Source organism: Aquimarina sp. BL5 (assembly GCF_003443675.1).
In the GTDB taxonomy this organism is placed as follows: Bacteria; Bacteroidota; Bacteroidia; order Flavobacteriales; family Flavobacteriaceae; genus Aquimarina.
Window position 1 is genome coordinate 880,424 of the sequence record NZ_CP031963.1, and the last position, 12,923, is coordinate 893,346.

The 12,923-nt window shown below is 33.6% G+C and carries 9 protein-coding genes; 5 read left to right on the plus strand and 4 right to left on the minus strand.

Annotated elements, in window-relative coordinates; all coding sequences use genetic code 11:
* Positions 1–116: 116 nt before the first annotated feature.
* From D1818_RS03945 to D1818_RS03960, 4 genes are all read left to right on the plus strand, one after another.
* Positions 117–3,269 carry a TonB-dependent receptor gene (locus tag D1818_RS03945; protein ID WP_118456500.1) on the plus strand — a complete coding sequence of 1,051 codons (3,153 nt, stop codon included), beginning with the start codon at positions 117–119 and terminating at the stop codon, positions 3,267–3,269.
* A gap of 11 nt (positions 3,270–3,280) precedes the next feature.
* On the plus strand, positions 3,281–4,591 hold the full coding sequence (locus tag D1818_RS03950) for a RagB/SusD family nutrient uptake outer membrane protein (RefSeq protein ID WP_118456501.1): 1,311 nt from the start codon (positions 3,281–3,283) through the stop codon (positions 4,589–4,591).
* A 380-nt stretch (positions 4,592–4,971) separates the two neighbouring features.
* Entirely contained in the window at positions 4,972–6,090 is a 1,119-nt protein-coding gene (locus D1818_RS03955; protein ID WP_118456502.1) for a GTP cyclohydrolase, read from the plus strand.
* Positions 6,091–6,223: 133 nt separating this feature from the next.
* The gene (locus D1818_RS03960) at positions 6,224–6,418 is read left to right on the plus strand and encodes a hypothetical protein (protein ID WP_118456503.1); all 195 of its coding nucleotides are present in this window, start codon (positions 6,224–6,226) and stop codon (positions 6,416–6,418) included.
* 73 nt (positions 6,419–6,491) lie between these two features.
* Here D1818_RS03960 and D1818_RS03965 read toward each other — a convergent pair whose 3' ends face one another.
* The 3 genes from D1818_RS03965 to D1818_RS03975 all read right to left on the minus strand — a co-directional run bounded on the left by D1818_RS03965 (position 6,492) and on the right by D1818_RS03975 (position 11,087).
* Positions 6,492–7,751 carry an aminotransferase class I/II-fold pyridoxal phosphate-dependent enzyme gene (locus D1818_RS03965; RefSeq protein ID WP_118456504.1) on the minus strand — a complete coding sequence of 420 codons (1,260 nt, stop codon included), beginning with the start codon at positions 7,749–7,751 and terminating at the stop codon, positions 6,492–6,494.
* A 149-nt stretch (positions 7,752–7,900) separates the two neighbouring features.
* Positions 7,901–8,941, minus strand: a complete 1,041-nt coding sequence (locus tag D1818_RS03970; RefSeq protein ID WP_118456505.1) for a PLP-dependent cysteine synthase family protein — start codon at positions 8,939–8,941, stop codon at positions 7,901–7,903.
* Positions 8,942–9,032: 91 nt separating this feature from the next.
* Positions 9,033–11,087, minus strand: a complete 2,055-nt coding sequence (locus D1818_RS03975; protein ID WP_370449406.1) for a S9 family peptidase — start codon at positions 11,085–11,087, stop codon at positions 9,033–9,035.
* 152 nt (positions 11,088–11,239) lie between these two features.
* On the opposite strand from D1818_RS03975, the gene D1818_RS03980 reads away from it, so the two are divergent.
* A complete protein-coding gene (locus tag D1818_RS03980) occupies positions 11,240–11,563 on the plus strand; it encodes a YbaB/EbfC family nucleoid-associated protein (RefSeq protein ID WP_118456507.1) in 324 nt (107 codons plus the stop codon).
* Between the two features lie 63 nt (positions 11,564–11,626).
* On the opposite strand, the gene D1818_RS03985 is transcribed toward D1818_RS03980, so the two are convergent.
* Positions 11,627–12,730 carry an OmpA family protein gene (locus D1818_RS03985; RefSeq protein WP_118456508.1) on the minus strand — a complete coding sequence of 368 codons (1,104 nt, stop codon included), beginning with the start codon at positions 12,728–12,730 and terminating at the stop codon, positions 11,627–11,629.
* Positions 12,731–12,923: the final 193 nt, after the last annotated feature.

Below are 12,923 nucleotides of genomic sequence, written 5' to 3' on the forward strand. Positions count from 1 at the left end.
ATGGATGATATTTTGCTCTTGTTAATGTTTAGTTAAGTAACACACAAGTCAAAATAGCTTAAAAAAGCAGATAGACTTATATCTGAAAACAAAACTAATCATTGAAACAATTACACATGAATCACAAAATAACTATAGTTTTATTACTATCGTTATTATATCATTTCACCTCATATGGGCAAGAAAGTTATGAGTTGACTGGTATAGTAACATCATTAGAAACAAATACACCAATCCCTGGTGTGAGCGTCGTTGTTGTTGGAACCTCTACAGGAGCAGTAACAGATTTTGACGGAAAATATACTCTGAATGTAAAATCAGGTGATATCGTACAATTCTCTTATATAGGACTCACTACAAAAAATGTTACTATCTCTGGGCAGACCACGCTGAATATATCCATGGAAGAAGATTCTGAAGCTCTAGATGAAATAGTAGTAGTTGGATATGGAACCAGAAAAAAATCACACAACACTGGTGCTATTGCTCAGGTTAAAGGAAGTGATGTAGCTGCTATACAGGCAACTCGTGTAGATGAAGCGCTAGCAGGTAAATTATCTGGAGTCTTAATTCAAAATCAAAATCCAGAACCAGGTGCAAACCCAAAAATTCAAATAAGAGCAGCTTCTTCTCTTGCGGGTGATTCTGGGCCATTAATTATAGTGGATGGTTATCAGATTTCAGGAAATTTAGCTACTGTAAATCCAAATGATATTGAAAGTTTAGAAGTTTTAAAAGATGCAGCTTCGGCAGCTATTTATGGCGCCAATGGTGCTAATGGTGTTATTTTAGTAACCACAAAAAAAGGTAAATTAGGTCAGCCGCAATTCAATTATAATGCATTTGTTAGTTTTTCAAATAAATATCGTAAGAACATCTTAAAATCGGGACCAGAATGGGCAGCAATTTCAAGAGAAGAAATTGCAGCTGGTAATTGGGATTTATCTCAAGTTGACCCTGCTTTTGTAGAGTATAGATTAAGAGCATATGAAAACTCACCAGGAGCTATCAGTCCAGAAGACTGGTTATTTAGAACTGGTACTACCATCAATCATGATTTTAGTATGGCGGGTGGTTCTGAAAATTCTAAGTACTTCGCTTCAGTAGGATATCAAAATGCAGAAGGTGTGGCGATAACACAAGGATTTGAAAGATTTAATGCTCGTTTAAACATTGATACTAAATTAGGCGAAAAATTTAAGGCTGGTGCTAGCTTTAATGGTTTTACTTCGAGAAGAGACATTTTGGCTCACGATATGAGAGACTTATTAAGATCCTATGGCGTTCATCCTGTTTATCATACAGCCGAATCTATTGCATTTGTGCAGTCATTAGACGTAGAGGCTCAAGGATTAGGATTAGCGGCATTCGATAATGGTTACAGAGGAGGTATTGGTCCGACGAGCATATATGAATTAGCGCCGGGAGATAGAGTTGACGATTGGCATTATGGTAGAGCTAATAATGGTATTGGAGGTTCAGGGGATGCCGGACCTGCTCAAAAATTGGACAATGCAGATGCTTGGCAGAAAATCTATTTTGCCAATATTTCATCGTATTTACAATATGAAATCATTGATGGCTTAACCATAAAAGCTGTTTTAGGTGGTGATTATAACAATACTCAAAATTATTATTACCAAGGTCTTGGGGCAGATTCTAGAGCACGTACAGATCAAACAGATTTAGATGAAAGCACCAGGAATGCAACTTCTATTTTAAGTACTACAACATTAAATTACAAGAAATTAATAGGCAAACACGATATTGATGCTGTGATAGGTTATGAATTTTTAAATAACTACATCAATGCCATTTCTCTTGTAGGAACTAACGTCCCTAATAGTGATATTATCAATTATAACTTATTGGATCCAGAAGATATTACAACAACGGAAACAGAGATCACAAGAGCAAGAAAGAGTGTCTTTGGTAGAGTCCAGTATGCTTATGATGACCGTTATTTAGTATCTGCATCTTTAAGGAGAGATGGTGATTCTCGTTTTGGAACTAATAAACAATATGGAGTTTTTCCTGCAATGTCTTTAGGTTGGAATGTTCATAATGAAGGCTTTTGGAAATCAAATACATTTAGTCTTCTTAAATTAAGATTTAGCACGGGATCCTTAGGGACAAGTGCATTCTTAAATGATTTTGATGCACAAAGTCTTTTAAATCCTATTCCTACTGTTTTTGGTACTGGGTTTGGAATTTCTGGAAACGTAAATAATCCAGATCTAACATGGCAAACCAATACAGAAACGAATTATGGTATAGATTTAGGATTCCTAAATAACCGTTTTAGACTGAGTGTGGATTATTACAACTCAGATATTGAAGATATGTTAATAGGAAGAACAGTGTCTTATACAACCGTGGGGCAACCTTCTATAATAGTAAACAATGGTGATATGACAAGTTCTGGATTGGAATTTGAACTTTCTGCAGGTATTATTCAAAATCAAGATTTCTCTTGGAATATTAGTGCTAACTTATCTACTATTAATACAGAAATTACAGATTTGGACTCGGTAGATGAGCTACCACAAATACAATATGGTCAGAGCGGTAGAGGGCCTATTTTTAGAAACTATGTTGGAGGAGAAATTGGTGAAATGTGGGGTTTAGAAACCATTGGCGAAGTAGAAATGCGATTTTTAGAAGACCCAACAAGACATCCTAATAACACTTCCGGTGAATCTTATGTAGTGGATCAAAATGGAGATGGAGTTATTAATAGTGATGATTATGTAAAAATAGGACAAGCTACTCCAGATTTCTACTGGGGATTAAATAGTTCTATGAGCTATAAGGCTTTTGATTTATCAATGCAATTTCAAGGTTCTCATGGAGCAGAGGTATATAACATTGATCCTCTTTACTACGAGTCACAATGGTCTGGCAGACTTGTAGATTCTTTTGATGTTGATGATAACGGAATTGCTGATCATAATGGAGAGTTTTATATAGGTAACAGAAGACAAACGGATCACGGTATTCAAGATGCATCTTTTATAGCACTAAGAAATTTAACTTTAGGCTACACCTTCGATCAAAAATTAATATCCAAAACAGGTTTAAGTTCTATTAGAATTTATGGTGCATCTACTAATCTGTTATATATATGGGGTGATGATTATACTTCATACAATCCAGAAGGTATTGAAACCGGAAATTCTGGTTATGCTGGACCAACAACCTATGGTGTTCAAGTTGGTGCAAGCCCTATTGTAAGAAGTTTTACGTTTGGTCTAAATGTTAATTTTTAAAAAAAAGAAAAATGAAAAAAATAATTTTATTATTAGCTATAGTTTCATTCTTCACTGCTTGCGAAGATTTAGAACAAGTGCCATCAAATATTGCAAATTCAGATTCATTAACAGATTTTGAAGGTGTTTTAAATGCTGCATACTATTACCAGTTAGGTTCCGTAACACCAATGGCTGTGATGGGAGATTTTAGAGCAGACAATGCCTTAATGATAGAGGAACCCTACCCTTCTTTTGATAGATTTAATAGTGATTTGTTAGATATGGAAGATCAGTTTTTTGAACCATTTTATATTGCCCTATACAGATCAATCTTAAGTGCAAATAACGTTATTGAAAATTCAGCTAGTTCGAATGATATTGGTGAAGCAAAGTTTATAAGAGCCTTATCTTACTTTAAATTAGTACGTGTTTTTGGAGATGTAACTGTAAATTTAAGTTCTGGAGATCTTAATTTAGATACAACGAGGCAGCCAGCTACAGAAGTATACAATACTATCATCATTCCTGATTTACAAGATGCTATAGCAGCATTAGATAATTCAGGGTTATCTAGTGGCAGAGCAACGCAAATAGCAGCTCAAGGATTATTAGGTAAAGTATATATGCAAATTGGTAACTTTAGCAGTGCAGAATCTCATCTTTCTGCTGTAGTAAATGGCGCAGCTGCTGCTGGTGTAAGTTTACAACCAAACTTTGCTGATATTTTTGGAGATGCCAATGATTTAAACCCAGAAGTTCTTTTTGCAACTCAAGTATCAAGTTCAATTCCAGATGAATATGGTTTTACAGAATTTACAGGATGGTATATCGGTAATGATTCAAAATCTTTTGAGCCATTAGATTTGGATTTAGTTGCTGCTTTTGATGCTGCGGGTGATATCACAAGAAAAGACCTTACAGTTGATGAAGTTGGTATAAGAGGAATAAAATATCTATCAGAAAATCCAGATCAAGATTGGATAGAATTAAGATTAGCAGATGTCATTTTGTTATATGCAGAAGCACTTAATGAAAACACCAATGCAGATGGTTCGCAATCAGCATCTATTTTAGGTTTACTAGATGATATTAGAACTAGAGCTGGCTTAGCAAGTTTAAGCGGTACTGCAAATACGCAAATAGAGGTTAGACAAGCTATTGCAAACGAAAGACGATTAGAATTAGCCTTTGAAGGACAACGATGGTTTGACCTAGTTAGAACAGGTACTGTAGATGCAGAAATGGGAGAAACGATTAACCCTAATTATCATGTATTTCCAGTTCCAGTTTCAGAAATACTTGCTAGCGATGGTGTAATCACTCAAAACCCTGGATATTAAACCATAACACTATTTTAAAATATATAATCGCTTTGGAAAAATATAATAAAATCATAAAAATGAGTTGAATTAGCCTTCTAAAATCATTAATGGTTTGATTGAATTAGACTTTTACTGGCGAAATAAATGCAACTAATTAAAAATTAGTCAAAATCCTGGATACTAAAGTTGTGTGTGTATGAATAATAAGTAAAATTATTGTTTGTTATGTATCCTTTACTCCATTGATCATTAGTTTGGTCAATGGAGTATTTTTTTTATTCAAATCTCTTAGTTAACAATTAATACTAATAAGTTATCGATTGATTCATAAATTGAAGCGTTTCCATTAAAATGTTTAATAAAAGCGTCATATATTTGTTATGAACTAGCGAAGTTGTATGATTACGATTAAAGAAATTACCTCCAAAGCAGATTTGACTATATTTGTTAAGTTTCCTTTTGAATTATATAAAGACTCTCCCTATTACGTTCCTTCTATTATTAAAGAAGAGTTAGATGTAATGAATCCTAAAAAAAACCCCGTTTTTAAAAATGCGGTTGCTAAATATTTCTTAGCATATAGAAACGACAAGATAGTAGGAAGAATAGCTGCAATTATTAATTGGATTGAAGTAAAGGAACAACAAAAATCGAAAGTTCGTTTTGGATGGTTTGATGTAATTGATGATATAGAAGTTACCAAAGCTCTTTTAGCAAAAGTAGCAGAGTTTGGAAAACAGCATTCTCTTGAATATATGGAAGGTCCTGTAGGCTTTTCTAATATGGATAAGGCAGGTATATTGATTAAAGGGTTTGAAGAACTCAATACCATGATTACCTGGTATAATTACCCATATTATCAAAAGCATATGGAACAACTTGGTTTTGAAGATGCAGCAACTTGGGTAGAATACAAAATAAAAGTCCCTACTGAAACTAGAGAAAAGGTAATAAAATTTGCAAAAATTATTAAAGAACGCTATCAACTGCAATTACTTAAATTTAAGAAAAGTAAAGAGCTATTGAAATATGCAGATGATATGTTCGATTTACTTAATAAAACATACAGTAGTCTACAGACATTTGTACCCATACAGCAGTATCAAATAGAAATGTATAAGAAAAAATACTTACCCTATTTAAACCCTGAATACATAACTTGTATTGCTGATAATACTGGAAAATTAATTGCTTTTTCGATTGTTATGCCATCATTCTCTAAAGCTTTGAAAAAAATGAATGGTAAGATATATCCATTGAAATTCCTTCATATTCTTAAAGCGCAACGAAGAAATGATACTGCTGCTTTCTACCTTATTGGAGTTGATCCAGAATATCAAAATAAAGGAGTGACAGCACTTATTTTTAAAGAAATGAATGAAACGTTTATTCGTAATGGTATAGAAATGGTAGAAACCAATCCAGAGTTGGAAGAGAACAAAGCTATACAAGCATTATGGAATGACTATGAACACGATCAACACAAAATGAGAAGAACATATAGAAAAGGTATTTAAAGTACTTCCTAAATAAAACTACCCTTTTAGGGTGAGAAAATTCACCAATGTAATTTCTAAATTAGTCAACATAATATATAGATAAGTCCATTTATCTTTTTCTGGTCATTATCTAAATCTAAAACTCAATATCATGTTAGACAATCTTTTAAAAATTAATGGAATTCAAAAGTTACACAAAGAAAAACAAAAAACTATTAATGGTGGTGATCTTTTAAATACTGATCGTTTAGCTTGCTCAAGTGATTTTGATTGTACACCTCAGCATATTTGTTGTATGGGAACATGTTTCAATCCTTCTATCGCATTTTTAGACCCAGGATGCTAAAAGAAATGCATTATATTAACAAAAAAATCCGCTAAATAGCGGATTTTTTTTTGTTAATATTTGTCAGTCTTTCTTACTCTCCCATTGCTTCTGCAAGAGCAGCAGACATTTTTTTATAGGTTCCGTTTTCTAATGTTTCTCTAATTGCTGAAAAAGCATTTAATGTCTCTTCAATATCTTGCATTGTATGAGAAGCAGTTGGTATTAATCGTAATAATATCAACCCTTTAGGAATAACAGGATACACGACAATAGAACAAAAGATCCCATGATTTTCTCTAAGATCCTTTACTAACGCCATTGCTTCAGGAATACTTCCTTTTAAGTATACTGGAGTTACACAACTTTGTGTAGTTCCGAGATCAAAACCTCTATCACGTAACCCATTTTGTAAAGCATTTACATTTTCCCAAAGTTTCGCTTTTAATTCAGGCATGGTACGCAACATATCTAATCGTTTTAGCGCTCCCACTACCAATTGCATCTGCAATGATTTAGCGAACATCTGAGAACGTAAATTATATTTTAGATAGTCTATAATTTCTTGATCAGCAGCGATAAAAGCTCCCGTACTCGCCATAGATTTAGCGAATGTAGCAAAGTATACATCTATATCATCCTGAACTCCTTGTTCTTCTCCTGCTCCTGCTCCAGTAGCTCCTAATGTTCCAAAACCGTGGGCATCATCAACAAACAATCTGAAGTTATATTTTTCTTTTAATGCTACTATTTCTTTTAACCTTCCTTGCTCACCGCGCATCCCAAAAACCCCTTCAGAGATTAATAGAATTCCACCGCCAGTTTTTTGAGCCATTCTAGTAGCTCTCATAAGGTTTTTCTCTATACTTTCAATATCATTATGACGATACGTATATCTTTGTCCTTGATGTAATCTAACTCCATCAATAATACAAGCATGTGCATCTACATCATATACTATGATATCATCTTTGCTTACCAATGCATCAATCGTAGATACCATTCCCTGATATCCAAAATTTAATAAATAAGCAGCTTCTTTATGCACAAATTCCGCAAGTTCATTTTGTAGTTGCTCGTGAAGATCTGTATGTCCACTCATCATTCTAGCACCCATAGGATATGCAGAACCGTATGCAGCTGCAGCTTCAGCATCTACTTTACGAACTTCTTCCATATTAGCAAGCCCCAAATAATCATTAATACTCCAGGTAACTACTTCTCTACCCTGAAACTTCATTCTATTTGATATTGGCCCTTCTAACTTTGGAAAAACAAAATATCCTTCTGCCTGATCTGCCCATTTCCCCAAAGGTCCTTTGTCCTCATATATTTTATCAAATAAATCTCTCATCTACCGCAAATTTGATTTCTTTAAGTGTGCGAAAATACAGAAAATTGACGTGATAGCATAATTATATCCGAAATCACTACTATAAACTATTTTTTCACAAAAAAAGCACCTGTAAAATATCAGATGCTCATATTTTATTCTATTAGGTTTTACTTAACAAACTGAACTTTTGTAGTATCTTCTTCATGAACACTATCGAAAAATCCTTGTTCCATCATCCATTCATCACTAAACACCTTACTCATATAACGAGATCCATGATCAGGTAAAATAATTACAATATTACTATTCTCATCAAATTCTCCCTGTCGCGCTAATTGTTTTACACCTTGTATAGCTGCTCCACTAGTGTATCCAAGAAACATTCCTTCAGTTTTCACCAATTCTCTGGCTGTATGCGCACTATCCTCATCACTCACTTTCTCGAACTTATCAATTACATCAAAATTTGTTGCACTCGGAATAAGATTTTTGCCTAAACCTTCAATTCGGTAAGGGTATATCTCTTCTTTATCAAATTCTTTAGTTTCGTGATATTTTTTTAATACCGAACCATAAGCATCGATACCAAGTACTCGAACTTCGCTATTCTTTTCCTTTAAATATTTTGCAGTTCCAGAAATCGTCCCACCAGTACCACAACAAGCTACAAAGTGGGTAATATTGCCATTTGTTTGATTCCAAACTTCCGGCCCAGTAGAATTGTAATGCGCATCAATATTCAATTCATTAAAATATTGATTTATATAGACAGATCCTTTTATTTCTTCATGAAGTCTTTTTGCTACTTGATAGTAAGATCTAGGATCATCAGCATTTACATGTGCTGGACACACATATACTTTTGCTCCCATATTCTTAAGCATGGCGATCTTATCTTTAGAAGATTTAGAACTAACTGCTAGTATACATTCATAACCTTTTATAACACTTACCATAGCTAAACTAAAACCAGTATTTCCACTAGTAGTTTCAATGATGGTGTCTCCAGGTTTTAAAATACCTTTTTTTTCGGCTTCTTCAATAATATAAAGTGCAATTCTATCTTTAGTGGAATGTCCAGGATTAAAAGATTCTATTTTCGCATAGAAATTTCCTGGATAGCCTTTCATAATTCTGTTTAATTTTACAAGTGGCGTATCACCTATAAGCTCTAAAACATTGTTATAAGCCTGTATATCTTCTCTCATAAGGTTGTGTTTTAAACAAGTCTATAGAACTGAAAAAGGGGAGTCTACAAACTGTTACAAAAACGCTACGAAGTTACGTTAATTTTTTTAATTAATTCTTTATCCCTTCTAAATCTAGCAAAAAAGCATACTCTTCAGCAACTTCTTTAAGTGCTTCAAATCTTCCTGAAGCTCCTCCATGACCCGCTTCCATATTGGTATGTAATAATAATAGATTCGTATCCGTCTTTAATTCTCTTAACTTAGCCACCCATTTTGCAGGTTCCCAATATTGTACTTGAGAATCATGTAATCCTGTAGTAACTAACATATTTGGATATTCTTGTGTTACTACATTATCATAGGGCGAATAAGATTTCATATACTCATAATATTCCTTCTCATTTGGATTACCCCATTCGTCATATTCTCCTGTTGTTAATGGTATACTATCATCTAACATAGTAGTCACTACATCTACAAAAGGTACAGCAGCTACAATCCCATTGTACAATTTTGGTGCCATATTTACTATAGCTCCCATTAGTAAACCACCTGCAGAACCACCCATTCCATAAAGATGTTCAGAGGATGTGTATCCTTCTTCAATCAGGAACTTAGAACAATCGATAAAATCCGTGAATGTATTTTTCTTTTTAAATAATTTACCATCCTCATACCAGGAACGTCCAAGATATTCGCCTCCTCTTATATGTGCTATTGCGTAAATAAATCCTCTATCCAATAGACTTAAACGTACTGTAGAAAAATATGGATCTATTGTAGAACCATAGGATCCATATGCGTATTGAAGTAAAGGATTGGCACCATTTTTATTAATTCCTTTTTTATAAACCAATGATATTGGCACCTTAGCTCCATCAATTGCCGTTGCCCATACCCTTTCTGATATATAATTATTTTTATCAAAATCACCTCCCAATACTTCTTGTTCTTTCTTCACCTCCTTTTCTCTAGTATCCATATCAAAATCAATGACAGAATTAGGAGTCGTCAATGAATTATAGGCATATCTAAGTATTTTAGTGTCAAAATCTACATTAGTACTTACATACGCTGTATAAGTTTCATTATCAAATGGTAGATAGTAATCATCCGTACCATCCCATCTTTTAATATTAATTCTATTTAATCCATTACTACGCTCGCTTATTACTAAATACTCCTTGAAAATATCAACATCTTCCAATAAAACATCTTTCCGATGGGGAATAAGATTTTTCCAATTTTCTTTCAAAGTATCTTTTTCTGACACTTTCATTAGCTTAAAATTCTTGGCAGCATCAGCATTGGTCAATACATAGAAACTATCCTCGTAGTGGGCTATTCCGTATTCTAAACCTCTAATTCTAGGTTGAAACACGGTAAACTCTCCAGTAGGATTATCTGCTTTTAATATATGATATTCAGAAGTTAATGTACTACTAGACCCTATTACTATGTATTTCTTAGATTTTGTCTTGTAAACGAAAGTATTGAAAGTATCATCTTTTTCGTGATAAACTTCTACATCATCCTCAGCATTCGCGTTTAGAGTATGTCTAAAAATCTTATATGATCTCAATGTTTCGGCATCCTTTTTGGTATAAAACAGCGTTTTACTATCCGTTGCCCAAGTACTTCCTCCAGTTGCGTTTTCTATTTCTTCCGGATATATCTCACCAGTTACTAAATTTTTAATGCGTATCGTATACTTTCTCCGGCTTACAGTGTCTACTCCAAAAGCAATTAAAGTATTATCTGGACTCACATTTAATCCAACCATTTTAAAATAAGCATGTCCTTCTGCTTCTTTATTACAATCGAACAATATTTCTTCAGGGGCATCAAGATTTTCTTTTTTCCTAGAATATATTGGGTAATCTCTCCCTGTCTCATAGCGAGTAATATACCAATACCCATTTAGCTTATATGGTACCGATGCATCATCTTCTTTAATTCGGCTTTTCATCTCTTCAAAAAGATCTTTTTGAAAATCCTTTGTATGAGCTGTCATTCTATCATTGTAATCATTTTCACGCTTTAAATAATCAATCACCTCTGGATTATCCTTATCATTAAGCCAAAAATAATTATCAACACGAATATCGTTGTGTTTTTCCAGATGTGTAGCTTTCCTGTCAGCGATTGGGTTGTGAATTTCTATATCCAATGTTCTTTCTTTATTATAATTACGCGAAGTTGCAAAAGTAATAGTTAACGATCATAATAACTCTATGGCTTTTCACAATAATCTCTTAGTTTATTAACAGGTAAAATACTAATTTTGTTCTTAATTAATCATTAAAAAAATTACCAATGTTTGGAGATATGATGGGAATGATGGGTAAACTAAAGGAAACCCAGAAAAAAGTAGAGGAAACGAAGAAAAGATTAGATACTGTTTTAGTAGATGAAAATAGTGCAGATAATCTTCTGAAAATTACTATTACGGCAAATCGTGAAATCAAAAGTATTTCTATTGATAACGAATTGCTAAATGATAAAGAGCAATTGGAGGATTATCTAATCCTTACACTTAACAAGGCTATTACCGGCGCTACAGCTGTTAATGAAGCTGAACTAGCTGCAGTAGCCAAAGAAGGAATGCCTGATATCCCTGGTTTAGATATGTTTAAATAAATCGGCTTTGGCAGAAATAAAAAAAGGAAGCGTAATTGCTTCCTTTTTTTATTATAAGATGGATTAATTATTTATTAATCTGAATTCTGTTCTACGATTTGAAGCATGTTGACGTTCTGTACAGGTAACTCCGTCTGCACATCTATTTTTTAATCTATTTTCTCCGTATCCATTTGCAACTAATCTACTTCCATTTACTCCTTTAGAAAGTAAATAAGTAACTACAGCCTGTGCTCTTCTTTCAGAAAGACTTTTATTACTTGATTTAGAACCTCTAGCATCTGTATGAGAAGCTATTTCCATTTTGGAACCTGGGTTATTTGCTAATACAGGCATTAATCTAGTATCAATGATACTCTTAGCTTGAGCAGTTAATGAAGCACTACCAAGATTCCAGTTAATTGGTAACGCAGAATATTCTACTAAAGAACACTCTACTTCTTTCCAAAGCGTCAATCCTCCTTTTTGAGTAAGTACTTCTTTAGATACTGTTTTAAAAGTAGCTGGCACAACTACTTCTTCTGTATATGCATCTTTTACCATAACAGTTTTAGTGATCGTTGCATATTCTGCAGGAATCACTGCTTCTACAACTCGAGCTGGTTCTGCTATTACTCTTTTCGTATAAGAACTAGGTTGTTCTGCAATTGACGAACTTGTTGTACTAGCGTCAGCACTTAATGTCTGAACTGGTACAGTCGTAAATTCAGCTGGATATCCTTTATAACACCAATAACGACAATCGTCTGGATTACTTGATGCACAATCAGGAGCCGGAGATCCAAGTTCCCATTGAGCGTAAGCTGGTTTGATTTCTACTGTTTCTGCTCCTTTACCAAACTTAGCTGGGATAACAGCTAGTTTTGAAGCACCTTGCTTCTTAATAAAAGTTACAGTTTCATTTTTATACTTAGCAGGAACAACAGTAAGTTTTTTCCCTTCTTCTTTCACTAACACTTTCTCTGTTACAGTTTCGAAAGTAGCAGGATATGTTTTTAGTTTTTTATACTCTGGTGTGATTTGTACTTGTACTGTTTGATTTTCATACACATCAGGCGTTGTACAACGCACGTAGCATTTCCCCGGTTCAGGATTAGCAGGTAGGTCTTGAGCTTGAACAGTAATTCCTGCAATCGCAAGAAACACGAATAAAATGTGTTTTTTCATAGTTGATGATTTTTGTGGTTATTATTATGTTACACTTAAAGATACGAAATTATGAATATGAAAAAGAAATGTTAAAATTAACATTTAAGAAAACTGATCTATTTTCGATGTATTGTTCTTTTATTCGATAAAAGACCCAAAAACCTGTATTTGTGTTTTTTTATATTTTTCTTTCTCCTTTTTATTCTATATT

Bases quoted from the DNA above. Each gene is read 5' to 3' on its own strand.
- D1818_RS03980 (WP_118456507.1), top strand. From the start codon at position 11,240: ATGTTTGGAGATATGATGGGAATGATGGGTAAACTAAAGGAAACCCAG.
- D1818_RS03945 (WP_118456500.1), top strand. From the start codon at position 117: ATGAATCACAAAATAACTATAGTTTTATTACTATCGTTATTATATCAT.
- D1818_RS03985 (WP_118456508.1), bottom strand. From the start codon at position 12,730: ATGAAAAAACACATTTTATTCGTGTTTCTTGCGATTGCAGGAATTACT.
- D1818_RS03965 (WP_118456504.1), bottom strand. From the start codon at position 7,751: ATGAGAGATTTATTTGATAAAATATATGAGGACAAAGGACCTTTGGGG.
- D1818_RS03970 (WP_118456505.1), bottom strand. From the start codon at position 8,941: ATGAGAGAAGATATACAGGCTTATAACAATGTTTTAGAGCTTATAGGT.
- D1818_RS03950 (WP_118456501.1), top strand. From the start codon at position 3,281: ATGAAAAAAATAATTTTATTATTAGCTATAGTTTCATTCTTCACTGCT.
- D1818_RS03960 (WP_118456503.1), top strand. From the start codon at position 6,224: ATGTTAGACAATCTTTTAAAAATTAATGGAATTCAAAAGTTACACAAA.
- D1818_RS03955 (WP_118456502.1), top strand. From the start codon at position 4,972: ATGATTACGATTAAAGAAATTACCTCCAAAGCAGATTTGACTATATTT.